17 protein-coding genes and 2 pseudogenes are annotated in these 16,280 nt (G+C 34.5%); 9 read left to right on the top strand and 10 right to left on the bottom strand.

What is annotated here, in order from left to right; all coding sequences use genetic code 11:
• A complete protein-coding gene (locus ACXKY9_RS08025) occupies positions 1–1,188 on the top strand; it encodes a GTP-binding protein (protein WP_000757659.1) in 1,188 nt (395 codons plus the stop codon).
• 35 nt (positions 1,189–1,223) lie between these two features.
• On the opposite strand, the gene ACXKY9_RS08020 is transcribed toward ACXKY9_RS08025, so the two are convergent.
• The gene (locus ACXKY9_RS08020; protein WP_000879372.1) at positions 1,224–1,535 is read right to left on the bottom strand and encodes a DUF3784 domain-containing protein; all 312 of its coding nucleotides are present in this window, start codon (positions 1,533–1,535) and stop codon (positions 1,224–1,226) included.
• A gap of 135 nt (positions 1,536–1,670) precedes the next feature.
• Between ACXKY9_RS08020 and ACXKY9_RS08015 the strand changes: the two genes are divergently transcribed.
• On the top strand, positions 1,671–2,636 hold the full coding sequence (locus ACXKY9_RS08015; RefSeq protein WP_000378084.1) for a DMT family transporter: 966 nt from the start codon (positions 1,671–1,673) through the stop codon (positions 2,634–2,636).
• A 16-nt stretch (positions 2,637–2,652) separates the two neighbouring features.
• A complete protein-coding gene (locus ACXKY9_RS08010) occupies positions 2,653–3,324 on the top strand; it encodes a GntR family transcriptional regulator (RefSeq protein WP_002133051.1) in 672 nt (223 codons plus the stop codon).
• A gap of 56 nt (positions 3,325–3,380) precedes the next feature.
• Here the strand turns inward: ACXKY9_RS08010 and fbpA are convergent, their stop codons facing one another.
• Complete coding sequence (gene fbpA / locus ACXKY9_RS08005; RefSeq protein ID WP_000098302.1) at positions 3,381–3,551, bottom strand: Fur-regulated basic protein FbpA; 171 nt, start codon at positions 3,549–3,551, stop codon at positions 3,381–3,383.
• A gap of 193 nt (positions 3,552–3,744) precedes the next feature.
• A complete protein-coding gene (locus ACXKY9_RS08000; RefSeq protein ID WP_000510035.1) occupies positions 3,745–4,644 on the bottom strand; it encodes a cation diffusion facilitator family transporter in 900 nt (299 codons plus the stop codon).
• Positions 4,645–4,855: 211 nt separating this feature from the next.
• On the opposite strand from ACXKY9_RS08000, the gene ACXKY9_RS07995 reads away from it, so the two are divergent.
• The gene (locus tag ACXKY9_RS07995; RefSeq protein ID WP_000825303.1) at positions 4,856–5,929 is read left to right on the top strand and encodes a WD40/YVTN/BNR-like repeat-containing protein; all 1,074 of its coding nucleotides are present in this window, start codon (positions 4,856–4,858) and stop codon (positions 5,927–5,929) included.
• Between the two features lie 40 nt (positions 5,930–5,969).
• Here the strand turns inward: ACXKY9_RS07995 and ACXKY9_RS07990 are convergent, their stop codons facing one another.
• Positions 5,970–7,070: a DUF4179 domain-containing protein gene (locus ACXKY9_RS07990; RefSeq protein ID WP_000653151.1), complete on the bottom strand. Its 1,101-nt coding sequence runs from the start codon at positions 7,068–7,070 to the stop codon at positions 5,970–5,972.
• Positions 7,067–7,633, bottom strand: coding sequence for a sigma-70 family RNA polymerase sigma factor (locus ACXKY9_RS07985; protein ID WP_000840007.1), 567 nt, complete (start codon positions 7,631–7,633; stop codon positions 7,067–7,069). The genes ACXKY9_RS07990 and ACXKY9_RS07985 overlap by 4 nt, the downstream gene beginning before the upstream one ends.
• A 261-nt stretch (positions 7,634–7,894) precedes the next feature.
• Here ACXKY9_RS07985 and asnB point away from each other — a divergent pair, with 261 nt between their 5' ends.
• Positions 7,895–9,718, top strand: coding sequence for an asparagine synthase (glutamine-hydrolyzing) (gene asnB, locus ACXKY9_RS07980; protein ID WP_000333937.1), 1,824 nt, complete (start codon positions 7,895–7,897; stop codon positions 9,716–9,718).
• A 42-nt stretch (positions 9,719–9,760) separates the two neighbouring features.
• On the opposite strand, the gene ACXKY9_RS07975 is transcribed toward asnB, so the two are convergent.
• Positions 9,761–10,588 carry a PP2C family serine/threonine-protein phosphatase gene (locus ACXKY9_RS07975; RefSeq protein ID WP_002133056.1) on the bottom strand — a complete coding sequence of 276 codons (828 nt, stop codon included), beginning with the start codon at positions 10,586–10,588 and terminating at the stop codon, positions 9,761–9,763.
• A gap of 122 nt (positions 10,589–10,710) precedes the next feature.
• On the opposite strand from ACXKY9_RS07975, the gene ACXKY9_RS07970 reads away from it, so the two are divergent.
• The 3 genes and pseudogenes from ACXKY9_RS07970 to ACXKY9_RS07960 form a co-directional block, all read left to right on the top strand.
• Positions 10,711–11,121, top strand: coding sequence for a MarR family winged helix-turn-helix transcriptional regulator (locus tag ACXKY9_RS07970; RefSeq protein ID WP_001059784.1), 411 nt, complete (start codon positions 10,711–10,713; stop codon positions 11,119–11,121).
• Complete coding sequence (locus ACXKY9_RS07965) at positions 11,105–11,434, top strand: DUF3147 family protein (protein ID WP_000545641.1); 330 nt, start codon at positions 11,105–11,107, stop codon at positions 11,432–11,434. Before ACXKY9_RS07970 ends, ACXKY9_RS07965 begins: the two co-directional genes overlap by 17 nt.
• Positions 11,395–11,496, top strand: a pseudogene (locus tag ACXKY9_RS07960) (alpha/beta hydrolase); the annotation flags it as partial. The gene ACXKY9_RS07965 and the pseudogene ACXKY9_RS07960, both read left to right, overlap by 40 nt.
• Before the next feature lie 106 nt (positions 11,497–11,602).
• Here the strand turns inward: ACXKY9_RS07960 and ACXKY9_RS07955 are convergent.
• Positions 11,603–12,796 carry an IS110-like element ISBth13 family transposase gene (locus ACXKY9_RS07955; protein ID WP_000499523.1) on the bottom strand — a complete coding sequence of 398 codons (1,194 nt, stop codon included), beginning with the start codon at positions 12,794–12,796 and terminating at the stop codon, positions 11,603–11,605.
• Between the two features lie 274 nt (positions 12,797–13,070).
• On the opposite strand from ACXKY9_RS07955, the gene ACXKY9_RS07950 reads away from it, so the two are divergent.
• The gene (locus tag ACXKY9_RS07950; RefSeq protein WP_060567949.1) at positions 13,071–13,889 is read left to right on the top strand and encodes an alpha/beta fold hydrolase; all 819 of its coding nucleotides are present in this window, start codon (positions 13,071–13,073) and stop codon (positions 13,887–13,889) included.
• A 39-nt stretch (positions 13,890–13,928) separates the two neighbouring features.
• On the opposite strand, the gene ACXKY9_RS07945 is transcribed toward ACXKY9_RS07950, so the two are convergent.
• From ACXKY9_RS07945 to ACXKY9_RS07935, 3 genes and pseudogenes are all read right to left on the bottom strand, one after another.
• Positions 13,929–14,300, bottom strand: coding sequence for a hypothetical protein (locus ACXKY9_RS07945; protein ID WP_000461766.1), 372 nt, complete (start codon positions 14,298–14,300; stop codon positions 13,929–13,931).
• A gap of 89 nt (positions 14,301–14,389) precedes the next feature.
• Positions 14,390–14,965: a histidine phosphatase family protein gene (locus ACXKY9_RS07940; RefSeq protein ID WP_000208259.1), complete on the bottom strand. Its 576-nt coding sequence runs from the start codon at positions 14,963–14,965 to the stop codon at positions 14,390–14,392.
• A 116-nt stretch (positions 14,966–15,081) separates the two neighbouring features.
• Positions 15,082–16,159, bottom strand: a pseudogene (locus ACXKY9_RS07935) (serine hydrolase).
• Between the last annotated feature and the right edge of the window lie 121 nt (positions 16,160–16,280).

Genomic DNA, 16,280 nt, shown 5'->3' with positions numbered 1-16,280 from the left:
ATGAAAAAAGTACCTATCACTGTATTAAGTGGTTTTTTAGGATCTGGAAAAACTACCTTACTACATCACATTTTGACTAATAAGAATAACTTAAAAGTAGCTGTTATCGTTAATGATATGAGCGAAGTAAACATTGATGCATCTCTTATAAAAAAGGGTGGTTTTTCACGTACGGAGGAAAAACTAGTAGAGATTCACAATGGCTGTATTTGTTGTACACTACGAGAAGATTTAATGATAGAAGTGAATCGTCTTGTGGAAAATGGTGATATTGACTATATTATTATTGAATCTTCTGGTATAAGTGAGCCTATTCCAGTTGCTCAAACGTTTACTTATACAGACGAAGTCCTTAACATTGATTTAACGAAAAATTGTCGCCTCGATACGATGGTTACAGTTGTAGATGCAAATAGATTTTGGGATGATTTTGCAGATGGAGAAAGTTTATTAGACCGAAAACAAGCAATCGATGAGAATGATACCCGAGAAGTTATTGATTTATTAATAGATCAAATTGAATTTGCAAACGTAATTATTCTTAATAAGATAGATTTGCTAGAAAAAGAAGATGTGATAGAGCTTCATCATTTACTAAAAAAATTAAATCCTAATGCAAAAGTTCTTGAATCTTCGTTTAGCAAAGTACCATTACAAGAAATTTTAAACACAAATCTATTTAATTATGAAGAAGCCAGTCAATCGGCCGGCTGGATACAAGAATTAAATAGTGACCATCATACACCGGAAACGGAAGAATACGGTATCAATTCCTTTGTTTACCGCCGCAAATATCCTTTCCATCCCGAGCGCCTTATGAATTGGCTAGAAAGATGGCCTTTAGATGTTGTAAGAGCGAAAGGATTCTTCTGGCTGGCATCTCGTAATAATATGATAGGGCTTCTATCTCAAGCAGGTTCCTCTATTACAATTCAAGGAGCCGGTGAGTGGATAGCGGCATTACCTGAAACTGAAAGAAATCAAATGATTACAGAAGAACCAGAAGTATTGAAAAACTGGGATAAACAATATGGAGATCGAATAACCGAACTCGTATTTATTGGAATTGATATGAACCGTTCGTTAATTGAACAATCATTAGATGATTGTCTATTAACAGAAAAAGAAATGCAACAAAACTGGAATACATTTATTGATCCTATCCCGGCTTTTACTTATACTTCATAACAATTAATAAAAGGCTTCAGTAGAATGAAGCCTTTTTACTTTATAGTACTCTTATTTAATAAGTTTGCTTTAATTATGAATACAATTGTACCTAAAACAATTAATATAGCATATACGATACCAACTAAATTACCTATTTCTTCCAATCCAAGCGGTAATATTATAGTAGCAACTCCAACTATATAAGAAAATGCTCCTGAAAGCTTCGCTAATTTATTTTTATCTCCAACAAACGTTTCTTCTTGATATCCTGCTAACAAAAACAACCTCTTTTTCACATGTATTTGATACCCTAAAAAAATGATAAGTAACCCTACAAATAAACAAACTAAAAATCCAGCTAACATATACTCCCCCTCCTCTACAATATTTTACTATACATAAAAAACAAATTAGAAATTTCAGTTTATTAATGAGTCATTCTGTGATATATTGCATATTGTATTCAATTTGTATTTTTAGAAAGGAGAATTTTAGATCATATGGATTCAAATCGATTAAAAGGAATTATAATGGTCATAATCGGTGCTTGTTTATGGGGCTTGTCTGGTACAGCTGCACAACAACTTTTTCAATATGACAATGTTTCAACCGAATGGTTAGTTACGATCCGTTTACTTATATCTGGAATTATTTTGCTCATTATTTCCTCATTCGGAACGAGAAAAAAAGAGATATTTAGCATTTGGAAACAAAAATCTGATGCTATTAAAATGATTTTGTTTGGTCTATTCGGTATGCTTGCTGTACAGTATACGTATTTCGCTTCAATTAAAGAAGGAAATGCTGCCGTCGCAACATTATTACAATATTTAGCTCCTATATTCATCACTGTATACTTACTTTTCAAATGGAACGTTCGTCTATCAAAAATTGATTTCATTTCAATTACCCTTTCATTAGTAGGCACTTTTCTCTTACTAACAAACGGGTCTGTTCATAACTTGGCTGTTTCTACACCAGCTATTATTTGGGGGATTTTATCTGGATTATCTCTCGCTTTTTATAGTTTATATTCAAAGGAATTGTTAGAAAAATGGTCTTCTTCCGTTATCGTTGGATGGGGCATGATTATTGGGGGTATTGGTGTAACGATTGTACACTTTATTTCTACAAACGAATTCATTTTATTATCAACTATGAAATATGTAAAACTAAGTACCCTACCGCTCATCACATTTGTCGTCATTTTCGGGACACTTATTGCCTTTTATTTATACTTAGACAGCATACGATACCTGACTCCGAAAGAAACAACATTATTTGGTTGCACAGAGCCACTCGCAGCTATTATTTCTTCTGTACTTATATTACACGTGCCATTTCAATCTTTTCAGTTATTAGGCGCTTTTTGTGTCATTGTAATGGTGCTCATCTTAAGCCAAAAGCCGGATGAAGGGAAACAAAAATTAAAGCTTGTTCATGCAAAAAAGGAAAATATACAATGAAAGGATTGAATTCACTATGCCTGTCCCTCAAAATTATAAAAAACCAGGAAGAGTTTCAGCAAAATCACTCGTTTTAAATCAACTACAAAATTGGATTATTGAAGGTGTACTGAAGCCCAATGAAAAAATTAATAATGGGGAATTGGCTGAGGCACTAGGAGTAAGCAGAACACCTGTAAGAGAAGCACTTCAAATATTAGAGCTTTCTGGATTAGTGGAAATGGTACCAGGGCAAAAAACGAAAATTGCTCCTATTAAGTTAGACGACGTATCTATCATTTATGAAACGATGGCTGGTCTTCACTCTATTATAGGAAAGCAAGCTCTTCAAAACATTACAAACGCTGATATTCAACTACTTTCTGAAATAAATGAGCATTTTCAGCAATCTATAGAGAAAAAAAACGCAAAACAAGCTTTAGAATTAGATATACAATTCCACAATACAATTTCTTCTATTGCTAAAAACCAATATATTGAACCCTTTCTAGAAAATATGCAACTTCACGTTTTACGTCTTGAATATTTGTTTTTCCAAAACTTTGTTCCAGCAAGTCAATCTATTGAAGAACATCACTCTATCATTCAAGCATTACAGAAGCAGGACGAAAAACAAATGGAACAAATAATGACCCAAAACTGGCTCCGTCCCATGAAAGAAATACAAAAAATAATTTCTACGAAATAAAAAGAGAGCTGGTTACACAAAATCGTAACCAGCTCTCTTTTTACTAATCTATATAGCTACGCCTGAATATTCGCATAATCTTCCATATCTTCGTACTCTTTTTCCAATTCCTCTAAAGACAGCTCGTATAATTGTCGGTCGCGAATCTTAAACACACCTGCTCCAATTAACTCATCAATTAAATGCCTCTTACGATTTTCAACAGCAAAACGGAGTTGACTACTCATCTTTTAAAAAACTCCTTTCTACGATCATTGAAAATGATAATCTCTATCAATTACCACTTTTGATTATAAAAGATGACTCTTTATAAGTAAAGTAATTTCATGAAATATTTACCTTGCAAAGTACTTGTGGCCACATTATATATATGTATGCCGTGCGAAAAATGTTATGACACTTTTTCTTATCCTTTTTCTTTCATACTTTGCAAGTTGTCTCATCATGATTAAATTCACCATCTATTTCTACTTGAATGGTGACATGTTCTACATGAAATTTCTCCTTTAATACATACGTAGCCTCTTTTAATACACTTTGCGTTTCATTCCCTTTAATAATAAGATGACATGTTAATACTTGAAAATCTGATGTGACAGACCATATGTGCAAATCATGAACTTCTTTGACAATCGGAATATTTAATAACGTACTTTTTACCTCTTCAACATTTATGTGCTGTGGTGCACCTTCCATTAATATATGAACCGTATCACGTGTTACACGCCATCCACTAATAATGACTAAAATAGACACAAGAATACTAGCAATCGCATCTGCAGCAGTCCATCCGAAAAATTTAATAAGTAACGCAGCAATAATCGCTCCGACGGAACCCAATAGATCGCCTAGTACGTGCAGGAAAGCACTTCTTAAATTCAAATTACCTTTCACATCTCCGCCTCTCATTAATATCCAAGCTGATAAAATATTAATAAGCAGACCAAGGACTGCAATAATGAGCATCCCATTACTAGCAATCTCAACTGGTTCTTTAAAACGACGGATTGCTTCAATAAAAATGTATACCGAAATGACAATAAGAACGACACCGTTACATAATGCTGCTAACATTTCGACTCGCTTATACCCGTATGTTTTCGCAGTTGTTGCTGTTTTTTCTCCGAGTTTAAACGCAAGTAAACTTAAAGCTAAAGATACTGCATCACTTAGCATATGCCCCGCGTCAGATAGTAGTGCTAAGCTATTTGTTACAAATCCACCAACAACTTCTGCAATCATAAAACTTGTTGTTAGTAGGAAGGCAATTAGTAACGCCTTTTTATTTTTTGAATGACCATGATCATGCGAATGTCCCATACTTATACTCCTTTAAGTACAATATCTGTATGTTAGTATGAAACAAACTCCCCATCTTTATCCCGAATTGACTGATTGTAAACGCCCGCTTCCTCTGTATACACACTTCGCTATTTTTTAAACAATCCCTTTTTCTCAAATAAAACAAGACTACTTCTTTTTTATTTTCATATTGTTTACTAATGAAAGAATTTTTAAGGAGGTTACTTAAATGAAACGTTTATTTCTCTGTATGGAACGTGAACTTGTTGTAGTGAAAGAACACAATGATAACTATGAAACGACTTATCACTTACAAAATATGCAACCTACCTGTATCGCTGTTGATCCATTTCAAAAGAATCGTGTATATTGCGGAACATTTGGACGAGGTCTATGGTTAAGTGACGATAGTGGGGATTCATGGAGACCAATTGGAGATTCTTATCGTTACTTTGATTTCCCTAAAGAAGATGGTATTTTGCACTCCTCTATCACTTCCATAACAATAAGCTCAAATGAACAAGTTAACGGATATGGTGTCGTTTATGTCGGCACAGAACCGAGCGCTTTATTTCGCTCTGAAAATGGTGGTGAAACGTGGACTGAACTTAAAAATATGAAATCATTATTATCTTCTTATACGTGGGCATTTCCGCCTAGACCTTTTACCCATCACGTACGCTGGATTACAGTTGACCCAAATAACCCTAATACAATACACGTTTCAATCGAAGCTGGTGCTGTTATTCAAAGTAACGATAAAGGGCATACATGGATTGATAAAAAATTCGGTGCTCCTATCGATGCTCATCAATTACTTATGCACCCTAAAGCACCAAATCGCCTTTATGCATCATGTGGTGACGGATTTATGGGCGGACCTGATCGTGCTTATCTTGAGAGTTATAACAATGGAAACAGTTGGATCTCATGTAGTGCAGGACTTGAACATCATTATTTATACAGCATGGCTATCGATCCAGCTGATTGTGATACGATTCTCGTTTCTGCTGCGCCAAGTGCTGATCTCGCTCATCATCGTATCCCTTATGAATCTTATATTTATCGAAAAACGAAAGATACTCCGTTCCAGCAAGTACAACAAGGACTACCATCTGCAATCGGTACAGTCATTTCGATGTTTGCGACAAACGAAGCCGAACCACATACGTTCTACACGTTAAATAACAATGGCGTCTTTCAATCCAATGATAGCGGCGAATCGTGGGAACAACTAAACATTCCGTGGAAAGATGAGTATAAAACGCAGCATCCGCATGCACTATTCGTCACTAGTTCTTAACGAAAAAAGACTGCCTAAATGATTTTAGACAGTCTCTCTTTTATTTCTTTAAATCAATGACAATATCATCTAACACAATATCTTTGCTCTTCGCTTCTTTTTTCGGCACTTCTATTTTCTTCTCTTTCCCATTCACATACTCTACTCCACCATGATTTTCAGGTGTATGTACTCGCAAGTGCACGCGAGGTGTAACGATAAGCTTTGTTGCATTTTCGTTTAGTTTTTGGAAGGTGGCACTCCAATGGATATTGTAAGGATCGTTGCCACTTCCCCCATTTCCTTCACCCGAATAAATATTCCCTAAATCATCCTTAACCGTCAATTCAACATCTACACTATCCCATTCTTTCCTCGCGCCCTTAGAAACCTCTTGATTGTAATAAAGAATAAATGAAACTGGCGATATTGCGACCTTTTCCATATTTGCTTTTATACCTTCTTTTTCCGAACTCCCACCAATTGTTCTCTCTTTACTATCCACTGATTTTACAGTTAACGCGAAATTCCAATTACCTTGTATTGATTTTTTCCTATCTGGCATCTCTATTCTCTCTATATTCCATCTAAAGTTTACTTTGTCCTTTTTATTGCTATCATGATGCGTCGTTGTTACCATACCTACATACTTTTTTTCAGTAACTTTAGTCATTTTACCACTGCCTGAACTACCATGAGCGTCCATTATATCCAATCCACCTAATATGATAGGATCCTCCCCTAAGTCCTGCTCACTTTCCAGTGAATACGTTATAGATAATGTTCTGCCATCAGAAATTACATCATTAATTGTAACCTTAACCCCATTACTCTCTTTTGTCATATTCAACTCAGTCGAAAATTCCTTATAATTTTCATATAACCCCGTTCTACCATTATCTAAAAATCGGAATATGTCACCTACAATTGGCAATCCTCCAGCATATGTAGGAAAACCGATACCAAGAGTTGCAACCGATAATCCTACTAAAATAGATGCAGCAGCGACACCCTTCTTCCTACTTGTCATCTTTTTCTTCGTACGTATCGATTGTTTTACATTTCGTTTTACTTTTTCCTTTTCAATTTCAGAAGCCTCAATTTCTTCTAGTTCTTTTTCATCTATATCAATATCATTTAATAGTTCATAAATGTCTTTCATATTGCACTACCTCCAAAACTAATATTCGTAGCATTTTGTTGTAGTTTCTTTTTCCCCCGGTACACTCGATTATCAATTGCTGCCCGAGTTAATCCTAACTTGTCACCTATTTCCTCTGTCTTCATACCAAGTAAATATTTCATAATGAACACCTTTTGATCTAGCGGTTCTAATTGATTAATGAGCTTCAATAATTCTTCCCTATCTTCCATAACGATTAATTCGTCTTCTGCTGATTTTTCTGTACTGATATGAAACTCATCTGAAATGATTTCTACTGTTTTAGTCGATTTCCGGTAATAATCAATTGCTTTAAACTTCGCAATCGCTGCAATCCACTTTTTAAAATCACTCGGCTCTCCATGGAATTTATTTGCGTTATTCCAAATGGAAAGAAATATATCGTTTATACATTCCTCTATGAGTCCATCATTTTGAATGGGAAGTAGAACTTTATGCGTGATCCCCTTTATGAGTGGTAAGTATGTATCGACAACGAATTCTAACGCGTCTTCTTTTTGCCGCTGTAATCTTTTTATAAAATTTTTCTCATTTGATTTCATGTAGCGATTCCCCTTATTGTTTTGTAAAAGCTTTTACACCCTATATAACGTCTGAGAAAATTTTTTCTCTCATCTTTTTTATTTTTTGTATGTAATGGAATACTTTCCCTTAGCCATTTTCTCACATAACTATGCATTCAAAGAAAACTTTCTCAAGTCTGTAATTTAATTCATGTAGTACACTATTTATATAGTCACTCTTTAATTTAGTGTACATTTTATTTCATTAATCTATTTTAAAAATTAGGAGATGAGATGTGTATGTGTGGAATTACAGGTTGGGTAGATTGGAAAGAAGACCTTTCAAATCAACATGTTATTTTAAAAAAGATGGCAAATAGTATTGAGCATCGTGGTCCGGATGCTGAAGGATTTTGGTTTTCACCTCATGCGGCCTTTGCACACCGGCGTTTAATTGTAATTGATCCAGAAGGCGGGACACAGCCTAAGACATTTCGTGCTGGTGATTATACGTATGCTCTTACTTATAATGGAGAAATTTATAATTTCCGTGAACTGAGAGAGCAGCTTCAAAAATGTGGGCATGCATTTGAAACCCATTCAGATACAGAAGTATTACTACATGCTTATTTAGAATGGAAAGAAGACTGCGTACGACATTTAAACGGAATTTTCGCTTTTGCCTTATGGGATGATCAGAAGCAACAATTGTTTTTAGCACGAGATCATTTAGGTGTAAAACCACTCTTTTTTACAGAAAGAAATGGCAGTATTATTTTCGGCTCTGAAATTAAAGCATTATTAGCGCATCCATCTGTCCCTGCTGAAATTGATGCGAATGGAATAAATGAAATATTTGGATTAGGCTTATTTCGCACTCCAGGATGTGGCGTCTTTAAACATATTCAAGAAGTACGTGCTGGACATTCTATAACATTTACACGTCATAAAAAAGTAGTTACTAAGTATTGGAATTTAGAAAGTAAGTTCCATACAGACTCTATAGAAGATACATCTTCGCATATTTTATCTATTTTACAAGATACAGTAAAAAGACAATTAATTGCCGATGTTCCTCTCGTTTGTATGTTATCAGGCGGATTAGACTCTAGCGGTATTACTGCACTTGCGGGTAAAGAATTTGCTGCTGAAAATAAAACACTTCATACGTATTCTGTTGACTTTGTAAATAGCGCAAAAGATTTCGAACTGACATTTGCTCGCACTGGTTTAGACACTCCTTGGGTAAAACGCGTTTCTGAACATGTCGGGACAGCGCATCATGATATTATTGTGAATGCTGAAGAATTAGCAAATCACTTATTCGTTCCCCTTCATGCAAAAGATTTACCGAGTGCTGGTGAAATGGAAACTTCACTATATTTACTATTTTGCGAAATGAAAAAAGATGCGACCGTAGCTTTATCCGGCGAATCGGCTGATGAAGTATTCGGTGGATATCCTTGGTTTCATCAAGAAGAACTACTATATGTAGATAAGTTTCCTTGGCTAACAAATTGGAAAAATACATCTCCTCTTCTACTAAATGAAGTAAGTAACCAATGTAATCTAGAAGACTATATTGATACACGATTCCAAGAAGCGATACTTGAAGTACCTACTCTTGAAGGCGAAAGTAAAAAATCCGCGAAACAACGTCAAATGTTTTATTTATTTTTAACAAGATTCCTTCCTTTCTTACTTGACCGTAAAGATCGTATGAGTATGGCTGTTGGATTTGAAGTTCGTGTACCGTTTTGCGATTATAGATTAGTTGAATATTTATGGAATGTTCCTTTCAACATAAAAAGTATTGATAATATTGAAAAAGGCATTTTACGTAGAGCACTACAACCAGCTTTACCTGACGATGTACGCAATAGAAGAAAAAGCGCTTATCCAACTTCACAAGATCCACACTACTTACAAACAATCCGTAATTTAACACTTGATATGTGTAACAATAAAAACAATCCTATTTTCTCACTTATTAACCATTCCATCTTACTTTCAATTGCTGATCAAAGTAATAAAGTGATTAACAATTTTGAAGCAAGAAGTGCCATGGAGTATATGCTACAAGTAAATGAATGGTTGAAAACATATCACATCCATATTGCTTAACAAAAAGGAGTTCAAGGATAAAAACCTTGAACTCCTTTTATATTAATTAGCACATTGTTTATTATCAGTATCAATAGACCATCCAATAATCGTGGCACAGTCTCTACCTTTCCACTGTAGTACATTTGTTAATACGGGCTCAATCTGCAAGCGAGTTCCGTCGTGTAATATTTCTACTAAAGATTGATCATCATCAAACCTTCGTTTGTCACACTCTAAAATACCGTCCGTTGCCATTACAATGTGATTCATTCCTTTTTCTAATCCTCTTACACCTGACGTAAAGCAAGGTGTATTTGCTGCAAAAATATTTTTCCTGCCAATATATTCGTAATTTTTCCGTTTATTTAATCGTCCTTTTCCATTTTTCGTTTTCTCAGAATGGAATAAATACGCGAAACAATCACCAACTGATAACCAATATAAAAATTCGCCTTTTCGTAAACAAATTAAGCAAGCGAGTTCCTCATCATCTTGATCACACTTTTTAATAAATAACTCATCTGTAAATAACGCTAATAAGTACATATGTGTATGATGAAAAGCTAAATGTATTGGATAGGAAAATAACTCTTTTAATTTCTCTTTTCTTTCTGAAATCGCTTCTATTATATAATCAATATTTTTTGTTTTGTGGTGTGTATCAAAAATCATAACAAATTCAAATTGTAATTCAGGGTCCCACCAAGCAAGTACCGCATCTCCTCGTTCATATGCATCACTTTCTTGATTTCCCCCATATACGCCGACTGAAAGAGGACCACATTTTTCAACATGTATTTCATCTACATACATCTGTTCATGACTCATCCATTTGAATGTATTCACAACTATCATCCTCTCTCTTGCTAAATGTATACCTTTACACATAGATTACCTTATATTTCAATAAAAATAAACTTTTTCAACATTTTTTATCCAAATAAAAGGATTTTATTTCTAAAACAACGAATATATCTTACTATACGATATAAAAAAGGGGATTTATTATTATGAACAACATTAATCAACATTGGGAGAGCATTTATTATCACTTACGATACGAATACGAGGACAATCTTTCCCACCAAGCAATTCGTATTTTACAAATCGTTTCTCGTGAGAAAGATATAACAATTGGAAAAGTCGCTACTGAGCTTAGCCTTTCTCATAACACAGCATCTGAACATATAAAGCGCCTTATTCAAAAGGGTTTCATCGTTAAAGAGAGAAATAAAAAAGATGAAAGAGTGGTAAACCTTACATTAACAATTGAAGGAATTGAAGTATTAGAAAAACATACTTTACTAGATAAAGAAAAGATAAAAATATTAGAATCACAGTTATCAAAAGAAGAACTACAATTAATTGAAAAAGCATTTTCGTTATTAGCGAAGGAGGCAAAATATGCATTTCCTCGTTAAAGTAATCGTTTCGGCACTTATTATCGGCGTTATCACTGAAGTCGCCAAACATTATAGTACGATAGGTGGCTTTATTGCTGCTCTTCCTCTCGTAAGTTTACTTAGTCTATTTTGGATTTCATTTGAAGGCGGGAATAAACAAGAATTGAGTCAATTTGCTTTAGGGGTATTATATGGATTCCCCGCATCAGCACTACTATTATTTATTGTCTATATTGGTTTAAAAAATTCATTTACACTTAGTACATCTGTCCTACTCGGTATAGGTGTTTGGTGTATCGTTTTTGCTTTTCAAAAATTATTTCAAGCTTAGGGGGAATTAACATTCATAAATTTGTAGAAATAATGGGGCAAAATATAGAAGTACATATAAAAGACCAACTATGAGAAGTCAAGGGGAGTTTTTTATATAAATAGGGGGTGTTTTTCTAAAAAAGGGCGTGCCAAATAAACCTAAGGATTTTCAAAAAAAATGAAAAGGTCATGTTTCTGTTGTGTGAGGTGGTACTTCATAAGGCTTATTGCTTTTAAGAATGGCATAGATAATGTAACACAGCTTTCTAGCTACCGCCCCTATACAAACATAGTAGTGCTTTCCTTGCTTTCGTTTCTTTTCATAAAAAGCTTTTAATACAGGGTCATGTTTATGCGCTGTAATAGCCGCTTGGAATAAGGCTCTACGCAAATGAGAAGAACCACGTTTGGATATAGACGTACCTGAGGCTTCAAATTGTCCAGATTGGGACACAGAGGCATCAATGCCTGCGTAAGCGACAAGTTTAGATGGTTTGTCAAAGCGGTGAATATCCCCAATTTCACTTAGTATAGTGGCTCCTAAAATGGGCCCAACACCAGGTATTGTCATGATAGGAGTATCTAAATCAATTAAAAGTTGTGACATTTCTTCTTCACATTCTTTGATTTGATCTTCGATAAAACGAATTTGTTCCATCAACATTTTTAGTTGGAAGGAAAAAGCGTCTTTACAGAAGGTAACACCAAACGAATTAGAGGCTAATTCCATTAGCTTGTTGGCTGTTTTCTTCCCCAGTCGATTACGACTGGTTTGCTCAATTATTTGTGTTAAATCATCAATAGATATCTGTTCATAGTCACTAGGAGAGGCATATTCAAGTAAGATTTGCGAAGAAGTTTTACCAAAAACATCCGAAAAGATGCTTTGGTACTCTGGGAAAGTCTGATCTAATACGACAAGAGCTTTTCGTTTTAAATCACTCATATTACTTACAAGCGCATTACGAAAGCGGCTCATTTGTTTTAGAGCGAACATTTTCTCGTCCACAAGTGGGGTTTCAACAAAACGGCCGAATCGAATGATATCGGCAATCATAGTGGCATCAATGGCGTCTGTTTTTCGCTTTCTAATTTCTGTTCCTTTTCGCCAAGCATTGGTTTGAATTGGATTTAATACAACGACTGAGAAGCCATGATCAAGTAGAAAAGAATAAACGGCTAACCAATAATGTCCTGTTGCCTCCATTCCAATCAGTATTTCTGTAGGAGACTCAATATATTGGTACATCCAATTTAACAGTGCTTGTCCGCCTTCTTTATGATTCTGAAAGGGAAATGGCTTAGTAATAGGTTTTCCAGTTTGGTCGATAATGGACGCATAATGTTTATGTTTAGCGATATCAATACCTAAATAGAACATAGCTTACACCCCTATTTTAATCAGTGTTAGATAGTGTTGTCCTCCTCTGAACTAATAAGCGCTACTACCTCGTAAGAGATACGAAGAATGACCAATGGTCATCAACATCCAACTCATTCGTAAACTACTTATTAGACAGAGGTACCATTCTTTCAACCGAATACAAAGATTCAAGGAGGTGGTCGGCAACACTCTATCTACAAATATAAGTATCTCATATAACTAGATACTCACGGGTTTATAGGTAAATCCCTTTCCTAAAAAACCTAACTTTATCATACGAGGAGGTGGTAAACAAACTGTAGTCATTCAAACCGGAATGAGTTGCTCATTTTATGATTGGCTTCCTATTATAAAAAAGCTTTCACAGCACTTTACAGTCGTTTCATACCATCGCCCAGGTTATGGGAAAAGTGAGCTAGGAAATCAACCACGTACAATAAGGCAAGTTACAAAAGAGCTGCATATGTTACTAAACAAACTAGCTATTCAAGAGCCATTTATTCTAATCGGTCATTCCTATGGAGGATTATGTGCACAACATTTTGCGATGTTACATGAAGATAAGCTGCAAGCACTTATTTTAGTTGATTCTACTTCGATGAACTTACACCGTTTAGATGAACTTCATTTACCAATTTCTGATCAAACTGACTCGGATGATATGTGGCTTGAAAAATATAATACATACTCCAAAATAGATGTAGACACACTTTATAATGAACTAAAACCTATTCTCACCGATCAATCAAAACAGCAAATTGGATTCTCTACCTCGCCTTCATTATATAAAGCGACAGCTTCTGAACTATCGGAGTGGAAAAACTGTGCTCTCTCACTAAAAGAGCTATGTAAAACATTAGAAATACCATTAATCGTTATCGGTAGAGATCCTCAATATTCTATTACTCAATTGACTAATGGTGGCATGCCAAAAGAGGAAGCAACACAACTTGAAGCAATGTGGCAAGAACTGATCCATGAACAATTACAACTCTCAATACATAGCCAATATATACTTGCCGAACATGCTGGTCACGGAATCGAAATTGATCGGCCTGATATTATTATTGGGGCTGTTCAATCTCTATAAATAAAAAAAGGAAGCAACTAAAGTTGCTTCCTTACTTATCTATTCATAATCTTCTTCATCATCGATTTCTTCGTAATAAGCATTCCCATTACTTACATAAATAGGGCCATTCGCAACATCAATACGTAATACCCATGCCCATGGCACAGCTAAACGCTTATGTATTGCTCGCCAAAAGCTCATTGATTTTCTTTCGTACTCCTGGAACTCCTGAAGTAACTCTTTATAGGAGGAACCGTCTAACTGAATATTTGCTTCTAGCAAACGAGAATGGGCATAGTACTGCAGCTCTAGTTCAGCAGCAATTTCCATTTCTTCTTCTGTTGCCATACCAATAATTGTTCCATCTGCTGGTGCAATTTCATATACGTTGTGAACTTCAATAAGCCCTTCTTTCTCTTTCTCAAACATGTAAACAGCCTCCTTTAACATATATTTTTTATGTTACAAAGTCATACTTCTACAATAACTTCTCTCTTTCCTCTTTTTTTGATAAACTTTTACAAAATATTTAACCGATGACCTGTTTTCTCTATTCTTTCAGCAGAAATGAAACGATTTTTATCAAAATTTAATTTATACACATCAGGCATATGAAGTGTTTTCCAAAACTCCAAATCATATTTCGAATTAAAATAATTCATTAGTAATACCATAATATTCCCATGCGTACCTATTACAATATTCTTACCTTCATATTTTTTTAATATATTTTGTATACATATTACAGCGCGCTTTTGTGCTACAGTATTTGATTCTCCGCCTTCGTATGCAAAACTCCAATCTTTCCACACATTCTGCATAGCATCATTAAAATTTGATACTGGCTCTGTGCTCAATAATCTTTCACGCAAATCTTCTTCAGTTTGTATTGATAATTTATATGTATTCGCAATTCCTTTTACAGTTTGGATTGCTCTTTTGTAAGGACTAGAAATAACAACATCAATATGTTTATCTTTTAATAAATGCGTTACATTTTCTGCATCACAGTGCCCTTTTTCAGATAAAGGTCGTTCCCGTTCTTCTTTTGTATATGTAGAATGGGCATGGCGAACGAAATATATTGTTGTCATTTTTCAACCTCCTTTCTTATTTTCCATCTATATTCAATAATAAGATTGGAAAATCCTGTATTACAAAAGAGCATTTTTCATAAGTGCCCCTTTGTTTACATAATAAAATTATTTCATTATAATTTATTTCTGAATTTCTCACTTATGACAATATCTCGAATAAAGTAATCCATATTACTTAGAAGTTTTTCAAATGCTTTTTCACTCAAATTGTTCATCATAAAGACAATCTCAATCTTATTCCCTTTTTTATCAGTACCATAGAAACTATTTGTTAATACAAATGCCGTAGAACCACCTTTCTGTCCAGCAAATTCGAATATACCCTCTCCTACGGTTCCTTTAAATATATTCTCAACCTCACCTTGCATTTGTGGTGTAAAATAATTTCTGCTATTTATCTTTTCCAATAAACTCATGTAATCCTTAGCATTTGCACCTATAAACCGATCTGACCAAATACGCTGAAAATCCATATCGGCTTTTAACGATATCTCGCGTTTTGTCCATTCTTTCTCGTCTTTCATCCATTCATGTATTTGCCATACATGCTTAACATATTCATCATTAGACATATTACGTAGCTTGTCCAATGCTTTATTTTGAGGAATATGCAGTTCTTTTTCAACATAGCCCCTCATATATAATGCCCCTGTATACGTTGGATAAAATTCATCGTGACTATTTAAGCCTAACTCTTTCAAACTTTCATTTATCCGCGCTGCTCCAAGCTTGTCCAATAAATATGATGCATTCGCATTCGAACTATAATGGATCATTCCTTTCACTACTTCTTCTAAAGAAGTTTGACCACCCTTCACTAACTCTTTACCTTTTACATCATCTAGCCATGCAGGGTGTGCACCACCATCAGTATTTTTCTAATTCTTTCAATGAAATTTTCTCGTCTTTTCTTATTTTTCCTTCAGCTACTTGCTTAGCATATTCAATTGCTATAACGATTTTCGACATACTTGCTAGCGGTAATTTTTCTTTTTCATTTATTGATGTCAATGTTTCACCATTTCTTTTAACAATTAAAGAAGTTGTTTTATCATCCTTATGTTCTTTTATGTAATTTAGCACATAATTAGAGTCTTCTTTGGAATTGACATATTCCTTCACTGAAAAGAAAGCTATACAGCCTACTATAGTAATTCCAGCTATAATTCCAACAACTTTTAATCCCCTCATGATACTCCCCCTAAAATAAACATATTATATATTATACTAAATAAATTTCCCTTTTTAAGTAATAATTAGATTATTTATACAAAAACACTTCTTTTCTTAAACAACAAAAAAACATGCCTTC

It is taken from the genome of Bacillus sp. 2175, from assembly GCF_057812155.1.
Note: the sequence above shows the minus strand (reverse complement) of the source record. Positions and strands in the feature narration are given on the sequence as shown.

Coding starts and splice junctions, on each gene's coding strand:
- ACXKY9_RS08025 (WP_000757659.1), top strand. CDS start 1: ATGAAAAAAGTACCTATCACTGTATTAAGTGGTTTTTTAGGATCTGGA.
- ACXKY9_RS08020 (WP_000879372.1), bottom strand. CDS start 1,535: ATGTTAGCTGGATTTTTAGTTTGTTTATTTGTAGGGTTACTTATCATT.
- ACXKY9_RS08015 (WP_000378084.1), top strand. CDS start 1,671: ATGGATTCAAATCGATTAAAAGGAATTATAATGGTCATAATCGGTGCT.
- ACXKY9_RS08010 (WP_002133051.1), top strand. CDS start 2,653: ATGCCTGTCCCTCAAAATTATAAAAAACCAGGAAGAGTTTCAGCAAAA.
- fbpA (WP_000098302.1), bottom strand. CDS start 3,551: ATGAGTAGTCAACTCCGTTTTGCTGTTGAAAATCGTAAGAGGCATTTA.
- ACXKY9_RS08000 (WP_000510035.1), bottom strand. CDS start 4,644: ATGGGACATTCGCATGATCATGGTCATTCAAAAAATAAAAAGGCGTTA.
- ACXKY9_RS07995 (WP_000825303.1), top strand. CDS start 4,856: ATGAAACGTTTATTTCTCTGTATGGAACGTGAACTTGTTGTAGTGAAA.
- ACXKY9_RS07990 (WP_000653151.1), bottom strand. CDS start 7,070: ATGAAAGACATTTATGAACTATTAAATGATATTGATATAGATGAAAAA.
- ACXKY9_RS07985 (WP_000840007.1), bottom strand. CDS start 7,633: ATGAAATCAAATGAGAAAAATTTTATAAAAAGATTACAGCGGCAAAAA.
- asnB (WP_000333937.1), top strand. CDS start 7,895: ATGTGTGGAATTACAGGTTGGGTAGATTGGAAAGAAGACCTTTCAAAT.
- ACXKY9_RS07975 (WP_002133056.1), bottom strand. CDS start 10,588: ATGTGTAAAGGTATACATTTAGCAAGAGAGAGGATGATAGTTGTGAAT.
- ACXKY9_RS07970 (WP_001059784.1), top strand. CDS start 10,711: ATGAACAACATTAATCAACATTGGGAGAGCATTTATTATCACTTACGA.
- ACXKY9_RS07965 (WP_000545641.1), top strand. CDS start 11,105: ATGCATTTCCTCGTTAAAGTAATCGTTTCGGCACTTATTATCGGCGTT.
- ACXKY9_RS07955 (WP_000499523.1), bottom strand. CDS start 12,796: ATGTTCTATTTAGGTATTGATATCGCTAAACATAAACATTATGCGTCC.
- ACXKY9_RS07945 (WP_000461766.1), bottom strand. CDS start 14,300: ATGTTTGAGAAAGAGAAAGAAGGGCTTATTGAAGTTCACAACGTATAT.
- ACXKY9_RS07940 (WP_000208259.1), bottom strand. CDS start 14,965: ATGACAACAATATATTTCGTTCGCCATGCCCATTCTACATATACAAAA.